18 protein-coding genes and 1 other RNA gene are annotated in these 19,507 nt (G+C 71.9%); 5 read left to right on the forward strand and 14 right to left on the reverse strand.

The features are described from left to right. Window positions 1-6: 6 nt before the first annotated feature. The 4 genes from ABEB28_RS14860 to ABEB28_RS14875 all read right to left on the reverse strand — a co-directional run bounded on the left by ABEB28_RS14860 (window position 7) and on the right by ABEB28_RS14875 (window position 7,416). The gene (locus ABEB28_RS14860) at window positions 7-2,031 is read right to left on the reverse strand and encodes a hypothetical protein (protein ID WP_345728672.1); all 2,025 of its coding nucleotides are present in this window, start codon (window positions 2,029-2,031) and stop codon (window positions 7-9) included. Then, window positions 2,024-5,122: a bifunctional [glutamine synthetase] adenylyltransferase/[glutamine synthetase]-adenylyl-L-tyrosine phosphorylase gene (locus ABEB28_RS14865; protein ID WP_345728673.1), complete on the reverse strand. Its 3,099-nt coding sequence runs from the start codon at window positions 5,120-5,122 to the stop codon at window positions 2,024-2,026. The genes ABEB28_RS14860 and ABEB28_RS14865 overlap by 8 nt, the downstream gene beginning before the upstream one ends. Window positions 5,123-5,201: 79 nt before the next feature. Then, entirely contained in the window at window positions 5,202-5,969 is a 768-nt protein-coding gene (locus tag ABEB28_RS14870) for a type 1 glutamine amidotransferase (protein WP_376980638.1), read from the reverse strand. A 94-nt stretch (window positions 5,970-6,063) separates the two neighbouring features. Continuing rightward, on the reverse strand, window positions 6,064-7,416 hold the full coding sequence (locus tag ABEB28_RS14875; RefSeq protein ID WP_345728675.1) for a glutamine synthetase family protein: 1,353 nt from the start codon (window positions 7,414-7,416) through the stop codon (window positions 6,064-6,066). Between the two features lie 313 nt (window positions 7,417-7,729). On the opposite strand from ABEB28_RS14875, the gene ABEB28_RS14880 reads away from it, so the two are divergent. Together ABEB28_RS14880 and panB are read left to right on the forward strand one after the other, a co-directional pair. Beyond that, complete coding sequence (locus ABEB28_RS14880) at window positions 7,730-8,272, forward strand: hypothetical protein (RefSeq protein ID WP_345728676.1); 543 nt, start codon at window positions 7,730-7,732, stop codon at window positions 8,270-8,272. A 221-nt stretch (window positions 8,273-8,493) separates the two neighbouring features. Beyond that, complete coding sequence (gene panB, locus ABEB28_RS14885; protein WP_345728677.1) at window positions 8,494-9,330, forward strand: 3-methyl-2-oxobutanoate hydroxymethyltransferase; 837 nt, start codon at window positions 8,494-8,496, stop codon at window positions 9,328-9,330. Between the two features lie 17 nt (window positions 9,331-9,347). Here panB and ABEB28_RS14890 read toward each other — a convergent pair whose 3' ends face one another. The 6 genes from ABEB28_RS14890 to ABEB28_RS14915 form a co-directional block, all read right to left on the reverse strand. After that, window positions 9,348-9,794, reverse strand: coding sequence for a DUF1707 domain-containing protein (locus ABEB28_RS14890; RefSeq protein ID WP_345728678.1), 447 nt, complete (start codon window positions 9,792-9,794; stop codon window positions 9,348-9,350). A gap of 122 nt (window positions 9,795-9,916) precedes the next feature. Further along, window positions 9,917-10,102 (reverse strand): SPOR domain-containing protein, encoded by a 186-nt coding sequence (locus ABEB28_RS14895; protein ID WP_345728679.1) that lies wholly within the window; start codon window positions 10,100-10,102, stop codon window positions 9,917-9,919. A gap of 150 nt (window positions 10,103-10,252) precedes the next feature. Continuing rightward, a complete protein-coding gene (locus ABEB28_RS14900; RefSeq protein ID WP_345728680.1) occupies window positions 10,253-11,659 on the reverse strand; it encodes a tetratricopeptide repeat protein in 1,407 nt (468 codons plus the stop codon). A gap of 30 nt (window positions 11,660-11,689) precedes the next feature. Continuing rightward, the gene (locus ABEB28_RS14905; RefSeq protein WP_345728681.1) at window positions 11,690-12,052 is read right to left on the reverse strand and encodes an ACT domain-containing protein; all 363 of its coding nucleotides are present in this window, start codon (window positions 12,050-12,052) and stop codon (window positions 11,690-11,692) included. Between the two features lie 9 nt (window positions 12,053-12,061). Next, window positions 12,062-12,724: a response regulator gene (locus tag ABEB28_RS14910; RefSeq protein WP_345728682.1), complete on the reverse strand. Its 663-nt coding sequence runs from the start codon at window positions 12,722-12,724 to the stop codon at window positions 12,062-12,064. Further along, complete coding sequence (locus ABEB28_RS14915) at window positions 12,721-13,803, reverse strand: sensor histidine kinase (RefSeq protein WP_345728683.1); 1,083 nt, start codon at window positions 13,801-13,803, stop codon at window positions 12,721-12,723. The genes ABEB28_RS14910 and ABEB28_RS14915 overlap by 4 nt, the downstream gene beginning before the upstream one ends. A gap of 87 nt (window positions 13,804-13,890) precedes the next feature. On the opposite strand from ABEB28_RS14915, the gene ABEB28_RS14920 reads away from it, so the two are divergent. After that, on the forward strand, window positions 13,891-14,898 hold the full coding sequence (locus ABEB28_RS14920) for a hypothetical protein (RefSeq protein ID WP_345728684.1): 1,008 nt from the start codon (window positions 13,891-13,893) through the stop codon (window positions 14,896-14,898). 76 nt (window positions 14,899-14,974) lie between these two features. On the opposite strand, the gene ABEB28_RS14925 is transcribed toward ABEB28_RS14920, so the two are convergent. Both ABEB28_RS14925 and ABEB28_RS14930 read right to left on the reverse strand, forming a co-directional pair. Then, the gene (locus tag ABEB28_RS14925) at window positions 14,975-15,292 is read right to left on the reverse strand and encodes a DMT family transporter (RefSeq protein WP_345728685.1); all 318 of its coding nucleotides are present in this window, start codon (window positions 15,290-15,292) and stop codon (window positions 14,975-14,977) included. A 46-nt stretch (window positions 15,293-15,338) separates the two neighbouring features. After that, window positions 15,339-16,079 carry an SDR family oxidoreductase gene (locus tag ABEB28_RS14930; protein ID WP_345728686.1) on the reverse strand — a complete coding sequence of 247 codons (741 nt, stop codon included), beginning with the start codon at window positions 16,077-16,079 and terminating at the stop codon, window positions 15,339-15,341. Window positions 16,080-16,182: 103 nt separating this feature from the next. Between ABEB28_RS14930 and ABEB28_RS14935 the strand changes: the two genes are divergently transcribed. After that, window positions 16,183-16,821, forward strand: coding sequence for a TetR/AcrR family transcriptional regulator (locus ABEB28_RS14935; RefSeq protein WP_345728687.1), 639 nt, complete (start codon window positions 16,183-16,185; stop codon window positions 16,819-16,821). Window positions 16,822-17,219: 398 nt separating this feature from the next. Here the strand turns inward: ABEB28_RS14935 and ABEB28_RS14940 are convergent, their stop codons facing one another. Continuing rightward, a complete protein-coding gene (locus ABEB28_RS14940) occupies window positions 17,220-17,630 on the reverse strand; it encodes a hypothetical protein (protein ID WP_345728688.1) in 411 nt (136 codons plus the stop codon). Window positions 17,631-17,794: 164 nt separating this feature from the next. Beyond that, window positions 17,795-18,200, reverse strand: an RNA gene (rnpB, locus tag ABEB28_RS14945) — RNase P RNA component class A. A 54-nt stretch (window positions 18,201-18,254) separates the two neighbouring features. On the opposite strand from rnpB, the gene ABEB28_RS14950 reads away from it, so the two are divergent. Then, on the forward strand, window positions 18,255-19,022 hold the full coding sequence (locus ABEB28_RS14950; RefSeq protein WP_376980670.1) for a sulfite exporter TauE/SafE family protein: 768 nt from the start codon (window positions 18,255-18,257) through the stop codon (window positions 19,020-19,022). Window positions 19,023-19,507 lie beyond the last annotated feature (485 nt).

Here is a 19,507-nt window from a genome sequence, read left to right on the forward strand (position 1 = left end):
GCCGGGCTAGCAGCGGGAGCGCCAAGGCCGGTCGAACGTCCCGGTCAGGAAGTACGTACCGCCACGCTGGAGCCGCACCTTGACCCAGGTGCCGTCCGGCTCGATGCAGCCCTGCGGCCCGCGGAGCGTCAGCCACGGCGACCAGCGCACGCGCACGGTGAGATCGGTCGCGACCGGGCTGGTGAAGCGGACACCGGTGGCGCCGGAGGACTCCAACCGCGCCGGGTACGGAACCACCGACGGCCCGCCCACGACGCGGTAGAGCGACCAGTCGCTGCTCTCCCACTCCTTGCGCAGGAAGGCGAGGTCCGCCTCGATCAGCGCGGCTTCCGCGCGGCCGGCCGGGTCCAGCCGGGTGTCCCGGGGCACCGCCACGTAGCTGACCGCGTTCTCGTGGAGCCAGGAGAGGTAGGTCGTCGGCGTCAGCGTGTCGTCGTAGAAGAGCGGGTTGCGGTCGACGTCCACCTGCCGCTCCCAGCCGCGAGCGATCGGTACGGCGTCCGCGACGTACGTCGACTCCCAGTGGTCGCGGAGCGGCACGACCTCGACGCGGCCCAACGGACCACGCGCCTTCAGCTGGTCGATCAGCGGCTGGTAGTACAGCCGAGTTGCTTCGCGCGTCCCCGCGTAGGCGAGGTCGCTGCCGATCAGCGGCGGCTGCCACCAGCAGAGCATCGCGACGACGCCGACCAGGAAACGTCGGTCGAGGGTGGAGATCGCGACCACGACCGGGGCCGCGAACAGCATCGACAGCCGGACGACGTTGCTGCCGACCGGGTTGTCCGTGTAGTACGTGAGCGCGGCGCCGATCGCCGACAGCGCGGCTGCGATCCGCACCGCCTGATAGCCGCGGCGCGGCACCAGCAGGACGACCGCGAGGCACGCGGCGACGCAGACCTTCATCGACTCTTCGCTGAACGGCTGGACGCCACCGTCGTGGAAGACGAACGTCGGGACGGTCATCGCGATCGCCGCGCCGATGCCCAGCACGAGGCCCTCGGTGACGACGCCGGAGAGCAGCAGTGCGGCGCCGCACAGCCCGACGAACAGACCGGCGACCGGGCTTGCCGCGGTGCTCGCCGCAGCCAGGGAGCCGGCCAGCAGGAGTTCCCACCAGCTCGCGCGGGATCGGAAAAGGTTGCGGATCCAGTGCCTCGAGTGCACGTACGGCGGCCGGTACCGGTGCACCGAAGCGGCGACGACGCAGAGCGCGAGCATCCCGAGCGCGATGCCCATCGCGAACGTCGTCCGGCCACTGACCAGGTTGAACACGCCGGTGACGGCGCCCAGGACGCCGGCCGTCAGCGGACGCCGGGCGCCGACCTGGGCGAGCAGCCAGGCGAACGCCACCGCCGAGACGACGACCGAGATCGCGCCCACGCCGCGGGAGCCGAAGACCGCGTTCGCCGGCCCGGTGAACGCGCTGTAGCCGAACGGGTAGACGCCGCCGTACCAGCGGAAGTCGATCGGGACGAAGCCGTGCTCGTCGAAGAAGTGGCCGCGGGCGACCTGGGCGGAGAGATCCGTTCCGGCCAGCGGGAGCGACAGGAAGCCGACCGCGAGCAGCAGGGACGTCAGGAACGTGACGGTCACCGGCATGCGGTGGGACTCCGGCAGGAGGCGGTCGAAGAAGCCGTCCCAGCGCCCGCGCGAGGGGGGTGGCTCGGTGCCGATCGGCAGCCGGAGGCTCACGCCTCCGATCCCCCCGATCGGCGCCTCGATCGGCGGGGACGCCGCGGGTGAGACCGGCGGAGACGCCGCAGGCGAAACCGGCGCCGGGTCGTCGCCGACGGCCGGCGCCCGATCCCCGGCCTCCGCGTCCCGCTGCTCCGGCGCGGCCGGAACCGGCTCCGAACCGGGCGACACCGGAGCGGCCCTCTCGGCCGCAGCGCTCGCCTCGGCCGCAGCGCTCGCCTCGGCCGGAGCGACCGCTTCGGCCGGGTCCGGTTCCCGCACCGGCGGGTCCGGTTCCACCGCGTCGGATGCCGGCGCGTCGCGGTGCGACGACGCCGGCGACACCGTGTCAGGCATAGAACACTCGCTCCACCGCTTGCCGTCCGTGCCGCATCGTCCGCAGGTAGTCGTCGAGGAACTCGCCGGTGTCCGCGTCGGCGGGTCGGCCCAGCGCCCGCGCGATCCCGAGCAGTTCCTTCCCGTGCCGCGGCAACTGGTCCGACGGACGCCCCCGCACGAGCATCAACGCGTTCCGCACCTCCGCCGCCATTTCCCACGCCGCAACCAGCGCGTCGTGGTCCGCCCCGGTGATCAGGTCGGCGTCGCGCGCCGCCTCCAACGCTGCGATGGTCTGCGTCGTCCGCAACCCCGGCACCTCCGCCCCCGAGCGCAGCTGCAGCAGCTGGACGGTCCACTCGACGTCGGCGAGCCCACCGCGGCCGAGTTTCGTATGGGTCGCCGGGTCGGCGCCGCGCGGCAGCCGCTCCACGTCCACCCGGGCCTTGATCCGGCGGATCTCGGTGATCGCGGACGCGTCCAGGCCGTCGGCCGGGTACCGCAGCGGGTCGATCAGCTCGATGAACCGCCGCCCCAGGTCCTCGTCACCGGCGACCGGCCGGGCCCGGAGCAGCGCCTGCCACTCCCACGGCTTCGACCAGCGCCGGTAGTACTCGCTGTAGGAGGCGAGGCTGCGCACCAGCGGCCCCTGCCTGCCCTCCGGCCGGAGGTTCGCGTCGATACCCAGCGGCGGGTCCGGTGCCGGGGCGCTGAGCAACCGGCGCAGCTCCTCGGCGACGGCGCGCGCCGCCACGGCCGCCTCCCGCTCGTCGGCTCCGTCCAGCGGCTCGTGGACGAACATCACGTCGGCGTCGGACGAGTAGGACATCTCCCCGCCGCCGAGCCGCCCCATTCCGATGATCGTCAGCCGCATCGGCAGCGAGCCGCCGCGGTTCTCCGCGACCGCCCGTTCCGCGACCGACAGCGCGGCCACCAGGACGGCGTCCGACACGTCGGTCAGCGCGCGGCCGACCGTCGAGACGTCGTCGAAACCGAGCAGGTCCGCGAACGCGGTCCGCAGCAGCTCCCGGCGGCGCAGCGCCCGGGCGGCCACCACCGACGTCTCCGCCTGCGCGTGCCGTCCGGCCGCGGCCCGCAGCGCACCGTGCAGCACGTCCCGCGAGCGCGGTTGCAGCTCGGCGTCCTCGGCCAGGAGCCGCAGCCCTTCCGGGTCGTGGGTGAGCAGATCCGCGACGTAGGCGCTGGTGCCGAGCAGGGTGGGCAGCCGCTCGGCGACCAGCCCTTCGTCCCGGACCAGCCGGAGGAACCAGGGCGTCGCACCGAGCCGGTCGGACACCTGCCGGTAGGCCAGCAGCCCGGCGTCCGGGTCCGGCGCGTCGGCGAACAGGCCGAGCATCGCCGGCAGCAGCGCCCGCTGGATGTGGGCCCGCCGGGAGACGCCCTGCGTCAACGCCTGGACGTGCCGCAGCGCGCCGGCCGGATCGCTGAACCCGAGCGCCTCCAGCCGTGCCTGGGCGGACGCCGGGACCATCCGCAGGTCCTCGTTCGACACCGTGGCGACGGCTTCCAGGAGCGGCCGGTAGAAGAGCTTCTCGTGCAGCCGCCGGACCTCACGCGCGTGCCGGGACCACTCGGCGGAGAAACCCTCCACCGGGTCGCCGCCGCCGCGGTGCCCGAGCGTCGCGGCGAGCCAGCGCAGTTCGTCGCGGTCGGTCGGGAGCCGGTGGGTGCGGCGCAGGCGCTGCAGCTGCAGCCGGTGCTCGACCGTGCGGAGGAACCGGTAGGACGAGTCGAGCGCCTCGCCGTCGAGGCGGCCCACGTATCCGCCGTCGATCAGCGCCCGCAGCGCGTCCAGCGTGTTGCCGCTGCGCAGCGTCGCGTCGCCCCGGCCGTGGACGAGCTGGAGCAGCTGCACCGCGAACTCGATGTCGCGCAGGCCGCCGGGGCCGAGCTTGATCTCCCGGGGGGCCTCCTTGACCGGCAGGCTCTGCTCCACGCGCTGCCGCATCGCCCGAATCTCGGCGACCGCCCCCTCGCGCCCGGCGGCCCCCTCCCGACGCGATGAACCGGTGGTGGTGCCCCAGACCAGCGGCGTGACCTCCCCCATCCAGGCCATGCCCAGGTCCAGGTCACCGGCGATCGGGCGGGCCTTGATCAGCGCCTGGAACTCCCAGGTGCGTGCCCACTGCTTGTAGTAGGCGGCGTGGCTGGCCAGGGTGCGGACGAGCGGTCCGTCCTTCCCCTCCGGGCGCAGGGCGGCGTCCACTTGCCAGGCGACGTCCGCGCAGATCCGGATCATCGTGCTCGCGAGCGTGGACGCCGTGCGGAGCGCCGGCCCCGGGTTGTCGTTGTCCGGGAGCTCCTCGCCCGGAGCGCCCGGCTCGGCCACGAACACCACGTCGACGTCGCTGAGGTAGTTGAGCTCCCGGCCCCCGCACTTGCCCATCCCGATGACGCCGAGCCGCACCGCGGGTGCGTCGTCCGGCAGCCCGGCAGCGGCCACCGCGAGCGCGGCCCGCACCGTCGCCTCGGCGAGGTCGGCGAGCTCGGTGGCGATCACCGCGACGTCGGAGCGACCGGCCGGCCCGGCGTCGCTCAGATCCCTGGCGACGGTCCGCAGCAGGCAGCGACGGTAGACCAGCCGCAGGTCAGCGATGACGTCCGGCTCGGACCCCCGAGCCTTCACCCCGCCGCTGCCCCAGGTTTCCCCGGCGTCGGTCGGTGCGCCAACGGCGTCGAGAAGAATCTTCCGGAGGCGCTCCGGAGAGGGCGAGGAAGGCTCCCACACGCCGGTCACCAGTGCCTGCCACTCGTCCGGGAACGCGCACAGGTGGTCACCGAGCGCGGCGGACGCGCCGAGCACCCCCAGCAGCCGGCGCCGGAACCCGAGGTCCGACCGGAGCGCCGTGGCCAGCGCGGTCGGCTCCTTCTGGGCGGCGTCGAGCCGGTGCAGCGTCAGTACCGCCAGGTCCGGGTCGGCGGCACCGGCCACGGCGGTGATCAGCGTTTCGCCGTCCGGACCGGCCGGTGTGGACGTTGCCGGGCTCCACCAGCCCAGCCCGTCGGGGCCGAGCAGCTCCGCCGCGCGGCCGGGGTCGCGGAATCCGAGCCGCGCCAGCCGGCTCGTGCCGACCGGAAGAGGGCGGGTCATGCGGCGTCCTCCGGAGTGCGCGTCGCAGAGAGCTCCAGCGACCGAGGAGCGGAGCGGAGGAGGGCGCTCGGGAACACGGTCACTGATTTACCACCGGAAGCGGTATGCCCCGGCCGGAGAGACGACCGGCGGCCAGCGCCACGAACCGTTCGGCGAACGGACGCCACACCTCTTCGACGTCGTCCTCCACCGCGGCGCATCGAGCCAGCACGTCCTCGGCGTCGAGGCCGGCGCGCGCCAGCGAACCGTCGTCGCTCGCCGCCCAGGACCGCAGCATCGCGACGTCGCACTCGATGTGGAACTGGATGCCCCACACCCGGTCGCCGAGCCGGAACGCCTGATTCGGCACTCGGGGCGAGGAGGCGAGGAGGACGGCTCCCGGCGGCAGCGCGGTGATCTCGTCGACGTGCCACTGGTACACGTCCGGGGTGAACGGCAGCATCGCGAAGAGCGGATCGGTCTCCGCGACGTCGCGCTTCGCCACCAGGAAGGCCCCGATCTCCGGACCGCTGCTCGCCGGCTCCACCCGGCCACCGAGCGCACCGGCGAGCAGCTGACCCCCGAGGCAGACCCCGAGCGTCGCCACCCGGGTGGCGACCGCTTCGCGCAGCAGCGCGCGCAGCCGCGGGAACCAGGGTGACGCCGGTTCGCCGTCGACGTCGTAGGCGGGCTGCGCGCCACCGAGCACGACCAAGCCGCGGTAGCCGGTCAGGTCGTCCGGCAGCGGCTCGCCGTCGTGCGCCCGGACGACGTGGAGATCCGCACCGGCGTCGGTGAGCCAGTCTCCCAACCGGCGGGCGTCGTCCTCGGCGTCGTTCTGGACGACCAGCAGTCGTGGGTTGCTCACCATTGCAGGCTATCGAGTGTGCGCGCGACGCTTACCCGCCCACCGCAACCAACGACGGCCGGGCGGTGACACCGCCCGACCGTGCCCGACCCGCTCAGAGGAACGGCAGGTAACGACGCCGTTCGTAGGCGGTCACCTGGCGGCGGTAGTCGTCCCACTCGGTGCGCTTGTTCCGCAGGAAGAAGTCGAAGATCTGCTCGCCGAGCGTCTCCGCGACCAGCTCGCTCTTCTCCATGTAGCCGAGCGCCTCGGAGAGGTCGTGCGGCAGGTCCTGGTAGCCCAGCGCGCGCCGCTCCTCGGGCGAGAGCGACCACACGTCGTCCTCGGCGCCGGGCGGGAGCTCGTAGCCCTCTTCGATGCCCTTGAGGCCGGCCGCCAGCAGCACTGCGAACGTCAGGTACGGGTTGCAGGCCGCGTCGACCGACCGGATCTCCACCCGGGCCGAGTGCGGCTTGCCGTAGCGGGGCACCCGGACCAGCGCCGACCGGTTGAGATGACCCCAGCAGACCGAGCTCGGCGCCTCGTTGACCGCGTTCGGCTGCGGAGCGCCGAAGAGCCGCTTGTACGAGTTCACCCACTGGTTGGTGACCGCGGTGTACTCCCGGGCGTGGAACAGCATGCCCGCGATGAAGGCCTTGGCGGTCTTCGACAGCGTCATCGGGTCGCCCGGGTCGTGGAACGCGTTGCGCTCGCCCTCGAACAGCGACAGGTGGGTGTGCATGCCGTTACCGGCCAGGTCGGTGAAGGGCTTCGGCATGAACGTCGCGGAGACGCCCTGGAAGAGCGCGACCTCCTTGATGACGTGCCGGAACGTCATGATGTTGTCGGCGGTGGCCAGCGCGTCGGCGTAGCGGAGGTCGATCTCCTGCTGGCCGGGCGCGGTCTCGTGGTGGCTGAACTCCACCGAGATGCCGATCCGCTCCAGCGCCAGCACGGCCTGGCGGCGGAAGTCCCGCGCGGTCGCGTGGGTGGTGTGGTCGAAGTACCCGCCGGAGTCCACCGGGGTGGGCCGCCTGCCGTCGGTCGGGTGGTCGGCGAGCAGGAAGAACTCGATCTCGGGGTGCGTGTAGAACGTGAACCCCTTATCGGCGGCCTTCCGCAGGGCCCGGCGCAGGACGTGCCGCGGGTCGGCCCAGGACGGCGACCCGTCGGGCATCTGGATGTCGCAGAACATCCGCGCGCTCTCACCGGATCCGGCGCCCTCGAACGGGAAGACCTGGAACGTCGACGGGTCGGGCATCGCGACCATGTCGGCCTCGTAGACCCGGGTGAAACCCTCGATCGCCGACCCGTCGAAGCCGATGCCCTCTTCGAACGCGGCTTCCAGCTCGGCCGGCGCGACCGACACGCTCTTGAGCGTCCCGAGCACATCGGTGAACCACAGCCGGACGAAGCGAATGTCTCGCTCTTCCAGCGTGCGCAGCACAAAATCCTGCTGACGGTCCACGATGCCTTCCCCTCCAGTTGGTGCACGAAGCGTGGCCCGGAGTCTTCCGGGGCGGTGTTACGGCGACGTTACGGGCTTGGGGCACCCTGTGGGGAATCGCCGGTTGTGGCCCCGGATTGACGCCCTCATCACATCCGACCCGATCAACTTTCATCCTATTCGGCGAGTTCCTGCACAGGCGAGCTATACCACTTGCACAAAAACGGGCGAAGCGCTCACCGCGGACGTTACCCACCAGTAGCGTCGCGGCTGTCCGTCGTCGTCCTCGGGAGCTCGTGTGTCTCAGCAGGCCAACCCTCCGTCGCCCCTCCGCATGCGCCCGGCCCCGCCGGGGCCGTCCGGCCCAGCCACCCTGATCGGTGGACTCGCGCTGGTGGGCGCGTTACTCCTCGGCACGGCCGGGTGTTCGTCGTCGGACGACGCTCCGCGAGCCAGCAGCGCCAGCACCGCGGTTCCCACCACCGCACCCGCCGCCACACCGTCCACCGACCCGACCGGGACGCGCACCGCCAGCCCGGCCTCGACCGGCAGTCCGGTACGAGGCGGCAGTGACTCCAAGGCGGTGTGCACCCGCGTGGTGAAGATCGTCCAGGACGCCGGCCGCCAGGCGATCGCCGCGCTCACCCCGGCGCTGCAAACCGGTGACCAGGCGAAACTCAACGCGGCGCAGACCAAGGCGCAGGGGTACTACCGGCAGGCAGCCGCGGACCTCCGGGCCGAGGCCGACACCGCCGCCGACGCCGCGCTCGCCGCCGATATCCGGGCCGCGGCGGCCCACTACGACCAGGCGTCGCGCAGCGCTTCGCTGAGTGGCGACGACAAAGCGCTGAGCAAGCTCACCGAGCGCTGCGCGTAAGGCGGGGGAAGCGGGTAATCCTACTGCCGGGTCCGCGGAGCGCTGTGCGTTCCGGCGACGCAGAGGTCGCCCGAACGCGCACCGCTCCCTACAGCGCGGGCCCGACGAATCCGAGCCTCCACAGGGGTGACGAACCCCACGCCCGCAGTGGCCGCTCCGGTGCGACGATGGGGCCGTACCCGGGGACCCGCGCACGCGGGCCTCGAGGAGGAAAGGGGACGATGATGTCCGAAGAGACGTCTCTGTACGGGGGTCCGGCGCAGCGCCGGGTCCGCGCCCGTGACCTGGTCGCCGCCAAGGAGCGCGGTGAGCGGTGGGCGATGCTCACGTCCTACGACCAGTACACCGCCGCCCTGTTCGATCGGGTGGGCATCCCGGTGCTGCTGGTCGGCGACTCCGCGTCGAACAACGTGTTCGGCAACGAGACCTCGCTGCCGGTGACCGTCGACGAGCTGATCCCGCTGGTCCGCGCGGTGAGCGGCGCCGCGAAGCGCGCGATGGTGGTGGCCGACTTCCCGTTCGGCTCGTTCGAGTCCGGTCCGGCGCAGGCGCTGGCCACCGGAGCGCGGTTCCTCAAGGAGGGACGTGCGCACGCGGTCAAGCTGGAGGGCGGTGCGCGGGTCGCACCGCAGGTGGACGCGCTGACCGGCGCGGGCATCCCGGTGTTCGCCCACGTCGGCTTCACGCCGCAGCACGAGAACCTGCTCTCCGGCTACCGCGTCCAGGGCCGCGGCGACGACGCCGACCGGATCGTCGAGGACGCGGTGACGCTGGCCGACGCCGGCGCGATCGCGGTGGTGCTGGAGATGGTGACGTCCGACGTCGCCAAGCGCGTCACGGATGCCGTCCGGATTCCCACGATCGGCATCGGCGCCGGTCCCTACACCGACGCCCAGGTGCTGGTCTGGCAGGACATGGCCGGCCTACGCACCGGCCGGCTCCCCCGCTTCGTCAAGCAGTACGCGGATCTCGACGCGATCCTCGACGACGCGGCGCGCCGATTCGCCGAGGACGTCCGGGCCGGATCGTTCCCCGCGGAAGAGCACACCTTCCACTGAGTTCGTGCACGCGGCGGTCAGCGGTGGTGGCGATGGCCACCACCGCGGCCGCCGAACAGGAAAATGCCGATCAGCAGCAGCGGCCAGAACGCGAACACACCCCGGCTCGCCGCCGCCAGCGCGGTCCCGACCAGTAGCACCGCGATGACGACCAGCGCCACCCCCACCAACCGGTCGGACTCGTCGCGCCGCCGGGCGACCGCCGCCGCCGACGGATGGGCGACCGCGGCCGACGGGTTGTGCAGCGGCAGTACCTCGTCCAGCGGCACCGGCAGGTCGGCCAGTAACGGACGCAGGTCGGCGACCGTCCGTGCGGCGTAGGCCGCATCGACGCGCTGGTCGTACTCCTCGATCGTCAGGCGGCCGTCGGTGGTGTGCTGCCGCAACAGGTCCGCCACCCGCTGGCGGTCACCGTCGGACGCTCGCACCGGCGGGCGGTCGGGCTCGGAGCCGTGCTGGGCCATGCTGCCTCCCGAGGTACTCCACGAACCCGTTTCCACCTCCGGTCTGCACTCACGTCAAGCGACTTGAGCAGACCTCGGTCCAAACGAGTCCGCTCTCGACGGTACCTCGGGGCCTCGACCGTTCAGTCGTTCCAGCGTCGATCTTCGGCGTCCGCGGCCTGGTTGCGTGCCGCGACGGTGTCGAGTGCCTTCTCCGCGGCGGCCCGGGTCGGGTACGGACCGAGCCGGTCAACGGCCTTGCCCTTGTCCTCGTCCGTCTCGACGCGCTTGTGCTTGAGGTTCCACCAGTACCGGGTCTCTTCAGCCACGACGATCACCTGCCTCTCTCAGACTGCACGTGCCCGCCGCCCGATTCTCACAAACGACGACCCGCGGCGCGGACGATCAGCGGCGGCGCGCCGCGCGGGACGAACAGCGGTGGCGCGCGGCCGGGCGTCGGCGCGCAGGACGGCGTCGGCCTAAGGGACCGGCACCGAACCGCCGGCGCGCGCCAACGCGGCGGCGCGTTCGCCCGCCACCACCGCGGCGGCCTCGTCGCCGAGGGCGCGGGCCAGCTCGGCCTGCTTGAGCCAGTTGTACGGGCTGCACGGCCGGACGTTCAGCCGCTCGCTGACCAACGCCCGCGCCAACGGGAGGCGCCCGGCCCGCAGGGCCGCCTCGACCAGGGTCTTGTAGACCGCGTCCCGCTGCGCGTGGCTGCCGCCGAACTCGTTGACGTAACCCCGGATCGGGTACAGCAGGTCGACGACGGCCTCGTACTCGCCGCGGCCGAACGCGACCAGCGCCTGGCAGACCGGCAGGCCCACCCGGGCGGTCATCGCCTGGTTGGTGACGCCGGGACGGTCGGTGCGCAGCCACTCGACCCGGTCGGCGATCAGGGCGTCGGCGAGATCGAACCGGCCCGCGCCGACGTAGGCCATGACCGCGTGGGCGTCGTTGAACGCGTAGTGGGGCTCGGCGGCGCGCTGCTGCCAGCTGTCCACCAGCGCCGTGAAGCGCTCCGGCTGGGGGTCGCCGGCCAGCTCGAAGCGCCAGAGCAGCGCGGCGGCGTCCAGCAGTTCCAGCGCCACTCCGGACGCGAACGGGCCGTGCAGCACCGTGTCGTAGATCTCCAGCGCACGCTTCCGGTCGCCGGCCTCGATCGCGTAGAGCCCGTAGTGCCACCAGTTGTGGACGTTGAAGAACGTGCCGGTCGACCAGTCGTCCAGACGAGCGTCGAGGTAGCTAATGCCTTCGCCGAACCGCCCCTGCATCTCGTAGGTGTGCACGACCGCGTGGATTCCCCACACGTCCCGGTGGTTCCGCTCGACGGCTTCCCGGCCGATGTCCTCGGACCGGTCGTAGTGACCGGCCTCTTCGAGACCGAACGCGTACATGCCGAGGACGTTCGGGTAGTGGCGATCGTCCGGGTGCCACGACGTCAGCGCGGCACCGATGCGGTCGCGCAGGCTCGTGGCGTTGCCGGTGAAGAAGTCGATCTGGTGGCCGACGGCGAGCGCGAGCGCGTCCCGGGGGTACTCGATCGTCAGGTCGGCGAGGATGCGACCGGCGCCGTGGTAGTCGCCCGCAGCCAGTGTTCCGACCGCTTTGAGGTGGGCCTGCTCGCGGGGCAGGACCTCTCCTGGTTCGTACTCGGCGAGGTAGGCCCTGGTCGCCACCGCGTCGTCGAAGTCGGTGGTGAGCAGGCCGAGGTAACCACGGAGCGCGACCGCCATCGGGAACGTCGGGTCCTCCGCGAGCGCGGCGTCGGACTCGGCGACCACCTCGGCGCGGAAGTGCAGCAGCTCGTCGACTGCGCGGTCGTAGTGGTCGAGCGCGGCCGGATTCGCTGCGGTCGTCCGCAGACCGTGTTGATCGACACCCATGATTCCCACCTTACTGGTAGGGATTGGCTTTCACTCCGCTACATCGTGACCGGCCGTCCGGAGAAGGGCGACCGCCTTCTCCGCGTGCGACGCCGGAACCAGCACCAGGTCGGCGGCGTAGGTGGACGCGGCGAAGATCGGCAGGTCCGCTTCGCTCAGCGGAGTGATGATCGAGAGCAGCATTCCCGGGACGTCGAGCTCGTGGGCGTCCTGCCCCTGGAAGGCGCGCCAGCCGTCGTCCCCGTCGGTCACGGTGCGGATGACGGTCAGACCATCCGGTCCGCGGACCAGCGCGATCCAGTCGGCCGTGCCGACGACGTCCTCGGTGTCGTGCCGCTCGATCGCGAAAGTTTCCGGGCGGAGGGTCAGGTGCTGGGGTACGAAGGTCACCATAATTCGAGCCTAGGGTTGTTTGCCGGACCGCGCCGTGCGGCCGGGCGTGCAGTGGCCGGTATCCCACGCCCACGCCGCGATCGCGACGCGGTTGTCGACGCCGAGCTTCTGCTGGATGTTGGCGAGGTGCGTCTTGACCGTGCCCGCCGTGATGTAGAGCGCAGCGCCGATCTCGGCGTTCGTCTTGCCCTCCGCGACCAGCGCGACGATGTCCAGCTCGCGGTCGGTGAGCGGGTGCTGCGCGGGGCGCGGCGTCGCCAGCTCGCGGAGCAGCCGGACGGTGACCTCCGGACTGATCAGCGCGTCCCCGGCCGCGGCCGCGCGGACCGCTTCGACCAGGAGCGGAGCGCCGGAGTGCTTGAGCAGGAAGCCGCAGGCCCCGTTGCGGAGTGCGGTGTGCACGTACGCGTCCAGGTCGTAGGTGGTCACCACCACGACGCGGGTGCCCGGCTCGGTCTCGGCCAGTACCCGGGTCAGCTCCAGACCGTTCATCCCCGGCATCCGGATGTCGACGAGCGCGACGTCCGGGTGGAGTTGCCCGGCCAGCGTGAGGGCCGCGTTGCCGTCAGCCGCCTCACCGACCACCCGGACGTCCGGCGCCGCGCCGAGGATCGTCCGGAAGCTGAACCGCACGGCCTCCTGGTCGTCCGCGATCAGTACCCGGATCGTCATGGCAGCTCAGCCCGCACTTCCCAGTGGTCGCCGACCGGTCCGGCGGTGAACGTACCGCCGGCGGCGTGCACCTGGTCGGCCAGCCCTTGCAGGCCGTAACGAAGACCCGGGGCGTCGGGGCCGGCCGTTCCCGGCAGCGGGTTGGTGACCGTCAGGACGATATCCCCCTGCGCACGTCCGAGGCGCACCACCGCACTCCCCGGGGCGTGCTTCGCCACGTTCGTCAGCGCCTCGGCGACGACCCGCCGCAGCACCGGCCCGACGTCCTCCAGCCCGTCGCCGATCTCGAACCGCGCGTCCGGATGGCGCGTTCTCAGCTCCCGCAGACTCATCGGCTCCGGCTCGACCTCCCGCTCCTGCTCCTGCTCGCGTAACACCTGGATCGACCGCTGCATCGACTCCAGCGCGCGCGCCCCGTCGGTCTCGATCCGGTCCAGCACCGCTCCCACCTCACCGGCCCGGTCGCCCAGCAGTACGCGCGCGGCCTGCGCCTGCAGCACCATCGCACTCACGTCGTGCGCCACGTGGTCGTGCAGGTCGGCGGCGAGCCGCACCCGCTGCGCGCGACGCGCGTCCCGCACCGCTGCGGCGCGTCGACCGTCCAGTAGCCGCAGGTAGACGCCCGCTCCCGCGCCGACCAGACCGGCCAGCGACCAGAACACGCAGGCGCCGACGGCCTCCCAGCCCCGCAGCACCGGCGCGCCCGTCGTCAGCAGGACCAGCGTCGACTCCGCGAGCACCGCCGCGGGTCCGATCGTCGCGGCCTGGATCGGGGGCACCCACCGGCAGAGCAGCGCGAGCAGCACCATCAGCACCGCGGTCAACAGCAGTGACCAGATCCCGCCGCCTGCGGTCGGCCGCGCGAACCACGCACCGGCACCGACCAGCGTCGCGGCCGTGACCAGCCCGGTGGCACCCGCGATCCAGCGTCGACCGATCGGCCACGTCCCGATCAGGCCGGCGAGAACCAGCACGCCGAGCACCGTGGGGATCGCGTAGGCCGGGCGCGGATTCGGCTCGCGCGCCACGGCCAGCGCGAGGACCGCCGCCGTGCCGACGACGGTCAGGGCCTGTCTCATCCGTCCACGATAGAAGCGGCGGGTGCGGCGGCGCCTCTGCCGATCGGCAGATGGTGGGCGGCACGGCGAAGGATCCAGGCTCCTGACATGACTTCCCTCGTTCTCGCCGCCGCCTGGTGTCTCGTCTACGGAGTGTGTTGCCTCGCCTGGGCGCTCGGAGCGCCCGGCTTCCCGTTCGGTGCCGCCGATACGCGTGGCCCGGAGATGGGCAGCCTGCTCGCCACCGCCGACCCCGGACCGACCGGCGTCCTCTTCGCGACCGGTTGCGCGATCGCGCTCGTCGCCGCGGGGTCCGCGCTGCGGCGTCCCCGGCGGGCGCACGGCGTCGTCCTGCTGGTGGCGGCCGCGGTCCTGCTCGCGGTCGTGCCGGACGTCCGCCTGCTGCAGAACCTGGCCTACAGCCTGGGCGGCTACTTCGGACTCGTCGACTGGCCGGTGCTCAACCAGGCCCTATGCGTCGCCGGCGCGGGCCTACTGGCCCGGACTGGGCTCGTGCTGGTGAGATCCCCGGCGGACGGGACGCCGTCGGTGGTGGCCTCCGACGACGCAGCGCCGTCGGTTGCCGCCGGGGACGCGGTGCGGAGCGCCGCCGCGCGCTGGCGGACGATCGGCCGCTGGGCGACGCTGGTCGCGGTGCTCGCGCCACTCCCCTACGCGGCGCAGCGGGCCGCGTGGAACCTCGGCATCCCGCTCGGGGTGTCCGAGCAGTTCGTCGACGACCTGGCGGCCGACGTCGCCGCCAAGGGGCTGCACCCGCTCGCCGCCTGGGGTCTGGTCATCCCGGACGTCGTCGGCGTGCTGCTGACGCTCGGGCTGATCATGCGGTGGGGTGAGCGGATCCCGCGGTGGGTCCCGCTGCTGCGCGGCCGACGCGTGCCGGTGTCGCTCGCGGTGATCCCCGCCTCGGTCGTCGCGACGGCCGTGACCATCGCCGGCGTCGCGATCATCCGCTTCGCGGTGGCGGACGGGCAGGTGCACGCCACCGCCGCTCCGGGCCTGCTCTGGCTGCCCTGGGGTATCGCTCTCGGCGTCGCCACCTTCGCCTACGCGGAACGCCGCCGCGCCACCCGTACCAACACCCCCGCCGCCCGCTGACCCGCCACCGTCAGCCGACCGGTCGTCCCCGCCGCCCTAAGCGGAGACGACCGGTCCGCCGTCCCAGCTCCGGCCCTCACCGTTCGACCAGGTGAAGCCCCACGACGCCGACGACGATCACCGACAGGAAGAACACCCGTCCCGCGGTGAGCGCTTCCTGGAAAGCCACCGTGCCCGCGATCGCCACCCCCACGGTGCCGATGCCGACCCACACCGCGTAGCCGGTGCCCGCCGGAAGGTGTTTCAGGGCGACGGCCAGGAGAAGAAAGCTCACCAGAGCACCGGTGGTGGCGACGATGCTCGGCCCCAGCCGGGTGAAGCCGTCGGACTGCTTGAGCGCGGTGGCCCAGACGACTTCCAGGAGGCCCGCGATCACGAGAATGGTCCACGCCATCGATGCGCCCTTCGCTCCGATCATGGTCGCGGGGTCCGCGTCGGCGTCACGCGTTCGAGCCCCCGTCGACGGTGATCGCCGTGCCGGTGATGTGGCGGCCGCTACGACCCGCGAGGAAGGCCACGGCGTCGGCGATGTCGGCGGCGGCGCCGTAGCGGCCGAGCGGGATCAGCGCACGCTCGAGCTCCGCGCTCTCGCCGTCGGCCGGGTTCATGTCGGTGTCGGTCGAACCCGGATGCACGAGGTTCACGGTGATGCCCCGATCGCCCAGGTCACGAGCCAGGCCCTTGGTGAAGCCGATCAGGGCGGACTTGCTCATCGAGTACAGCGCCATGCCCGGGTAGGGCACTCGCTCGGCGAGGCTGCTGCCGATCGAGATGATCCGGCCGCCGCTGCTCATGTGCCGGACCGCCGCCTGGCTCGCCACGTAGACGGCGCGGGTGTGGATGCTCAGGACACGATCGACGTCCTCCAGTGAGACGTCGTCGATCACGCCCTCCGCGGCGACGCCCGCGTTGTTGACCAGGATGTCCAGCCGCCCGAACTCGGCGGTCGTCCGTTCGACCGCGGCGACGACCGCGGCGGCGTCCGTGTTGTCGGCGGCGATGGCGACCCCACGTCCTCCGTAGCCCTCGATCTGCTCGACCATCCCTTCCGCGCGGTCCTTCGCGCTGACGTACGTGATCGCGACGTCAGCCCCCAGTTCGGCCAAGCGCAGGGCGATCGCCGCGCCGATTCCCCGCCCGCCGCCGGTCACCAGAGCTGCCTTGCCTTCGAGATCGAACACGCCGCCTCATTTCTGTGTCGTCCAATACATAATTAGACTGGTCGGCGCGCTCTACCCTTGTCAAGGAATTTCATGACGGTCGACACAGAATTAGGGGGCACCCGTGGCGGGTCGGGGCAGGCCGCGCGCGTTCGACCGGACGACAGCGCTGCGCCGTGCCATGGCGGTCTTCTGGACACGCGGGTACGCCGGCGCGTCGATGACCGACCTCACCGGGGCGATGGGCATCAACTCCCCCAGCCTCTATGCGGCGTTCGGCTCGAAGGAGCAGCTGTTCCGCGAGGCCGTGACCTACTACGACGAGGTCGAGAGCGCCGCAGCGGCCGAGGCTCTGCACGCGGGGCCCACCGCCCGCGACGCCATCGCCGAAGTGTTCCGGATCAACGTCGAGGCCTACACCGACCCGGACAAGCCGCGCGGCTGCATGATCGTCCTCGCCGCCACCGCCGAGGCCGACTACAGCGAAGGCCTGCGGAGCCACGTTGCCGAGCTGCGCCGGAGCACCGAACGGGGGTTCCGGGAGCGGATCGAGCGCGGCATCAATGACGGAGACGTGCCCGCCGGCACGGACGCCGCCGCACTAGCGGCCTTCTACCACACCGTCCTGCAAGGCATGTCCCTGGAAGCACGCGACGGAGCTTCCCGTGCCGCCCTGGCCGCCGTGGCCGAGAGCGCCCTGGCTGCGTGGGACGTCCTCACGGTTCGCCGCCCGGCCGCCCCGGCGGCGGCCACGCCCCAGTAGGGCGTCTGATCGAACAGCGCGTCGATCGCGCTTCGGGTGCGCGCCTCGCTCGCCTTCATGAGGTGCGTGTAGACAGGGAGCGTGAAGCCCGGGTCAGCGTCACCGAGGTAGACGCCGAGTGCCTGGATGCGTACCCCTGCTCGGTCGGCTGTCTTTGGATGGGGCCTGGGCGCGCCGGACTACCCGGACTCGAACCGGCTCAGCCTTCGCAGGCGCTAGCGGCAATCGCTAGAGGGGGCTTTCCCATCCCCATTTGCCCGACGCGCTGTTGCCGAGGGTAGGGCCGGGGTCCCGCCTCGACTGACTGTTTCACTGCGGAGTTGCGCTGTACCAGGCGCCTGCGGCCGGGCAACGCGCCGACTCGTAGGCGACCGTCAGCGACGCGCTCCTGGCAGCGCCTAGTCGTACCAGTGCTGGAGGTAGAGCATTCGTCGGCCGCTCTCGTCGTTGAATTCGTAGGCCTCGTAGCCCTGTGAGCCCGGAGTCTCCAGGTCATACGCCTCCCATTCTTCTTCCGCCGACTCCAGCAAGGCGGCCCGCTCCTGCACCGACACCGTGCGCGTTTCACCGAACGGGAAGGAGTCGAACAACATGACGTCGGCCAGTGGCAGCAGCTTCGTTGCCTGGGAGTAGCTGAGCCCTACCCGACGCCGCAGCTGCCACATCACGCCCTCGTCGTCCGCATAGCTGCCCTCGAAGACGGGACTGGGCCGCGGTCCGTGCGAGGTTCCCGTGATCTCGACCTCGGAACGCACCTGATCCGCGATCTCAGCGAAGGTCTGATTCTTCGGTCGCCTCTTCTTCGTCATCCGCCCAGTATCGGAGCGCTCAGGTGCAGGACCCGGGTGAGGCTCCTCGCCCCGCTGAACCAGAATGGGGCGTCCAGGGGCGTCAACTGCCGACCAGTTCTGGCCAATGACGCCCGACGCCGCCCATCGTCAGCGCAGGTCGGAGGGCTGCACCTGTGGGGCAGCGGACGAGTCGGCCTGTACGCCGGGTCCTGTTGCCAGGGCGCCTTGCGGCACTGCCCTGGCCGGCGGCCATCCATCTCGGCCTGCCGTTGCCGACAGGCTCTAGCGGTCTACCCGTGGACTCGGGCGGGCAGCCCTCGAGCGTCCACGCAGAGCAGCCAGGCTGCTCCTCTTGACCTTGCTCCGGGTGGGGTTTACCGAGCCGCCCCGGTCGCCCGGGGCGCTGGTGGTCTCTTACACCACCGTTTCACCCTTACCGGGTCACCGTACGGTGCCCGGCGGTCTGTTTTCTGTGGCACTTTCCCGCGGGTCACCCCGGGTTGCCGTTAACAACCACCCTGCCCTCTGGAGCCCGGACGTTCCTCGGCAGCACCACTGGGGTACTGACGCGACCGCCCGGCCGGCTCGTCCGCCGCGGTGCCCATGTTACGCACCCTGCCCCGTACGGTGAGGCCGATGCACCTGTCACTGATCGACGTCACACTCCTGGTCGTCGCGGGCCTCGCCGCCGGCATGGTGAACGCGATCGCCGGTGGCGGGTCGCTGCTGACGTTCCCCGCGCTGATCGCCACCGGCCTGCCCGCCGTGGCCGCGAACGTGACGAACTCGCTGTCGGTGACGCCGGGGTACTGGTCGAGCGTCTGGGGTAGCCGGGCCGAGTTGGCGGGGCAAGCTAAGCGCGCGCGGTGGCTGGTTCCGCTGGCGCTGGTCGGCGGCGTCGGCGGGTGTGTCCTGCTCCTGCTGACCCCGCCGTCGGTCTTCGAGGTGGTCACGCCGTTCCTGGTGCTCAGCGCCACCGCGGTGCTGGGCTTCCAGACCAAGCTGCAGGGGCTGATCGGACATCCCGCCGACCTCTCGCCCCTGCGTCGACGGGCCACGCTCACGGTTTTGACGCTCCTGGGCGCCGCGTACGGCGGTTACTTCGGCGCGGCGCTCGGCGTCGTGCTGGTGGCCGTGCTGGCATTGGTGCTCGACGAGACGCTGCAGCGGGTCAACGCGCTGAAGAACGTCCTGTCGGCGACGGTGGGGGCCGTGACCGTCGCGGTCTACGCGATATTCGGCCCGGTCTCGTGGCTGGGTGTCGCGGTCGTGGCGCCGGCGACGGTCGCGGGCGGTTACCTCGGCGCACGTGTCGCCCGGCGGCTGTCGGCGCGGACGCTGCGCTGGACGATCGTTGTCTTCGGCACGGTGGTCGGCCTGATCCTGTTGTACCGCGCGATCTGGAGTTGACCCGGCCCTCAACGGCTCCCACGCCGGTACCGAGTCGTGGTTGTCGCCGTTTCCCGGCGCCGGCCCGGATGGTTGGCGCGCTTCCCGGGTGCCCGAACCGATGGTTGGCGCGCTTTCCGGGCGCCAGACCTCATGGCTGGCGCGCTTCCCGGGTGCCGGAACCGATGGTTGGCGCGCTTCCCGGGCGCCAGACCCCATGGCTGGCGCGCTTCCCGGGTGCCGGAACCGATGGTTGGCGCGCTTCCCGGGCGCCAGACCCCATGGCTGGCGCGCTTCCCGGGTGCCCGAACCGATGGTTGGCGCGCTTCCCGGGCGCCGGACCCCATGGTTGGCGTGCATTCCGGGTGCCGGGCGGGATGAATGTCGCGCTACCCGTGCCATGGCGCGGCATTCGCGACAACCATCTCCGACTCACCCGGAAATCGCAGCAACCATGGAGCGGAGCGCGGCGGCCCCGGGCGGTGTGACTCTGCGGGCGGCGGCCC

It is taken from the genome of Cryptosporangium minutisporangium, from assembly GCF_039536245.1.
Classification (GTDB): domain Bacteria; phylum Actinomycetota; class Actinomycetes; order Mycobacteriales; family Cryptosporangiaceae; genus Cryptosporangium; species Cryptosporangium minutisporangium.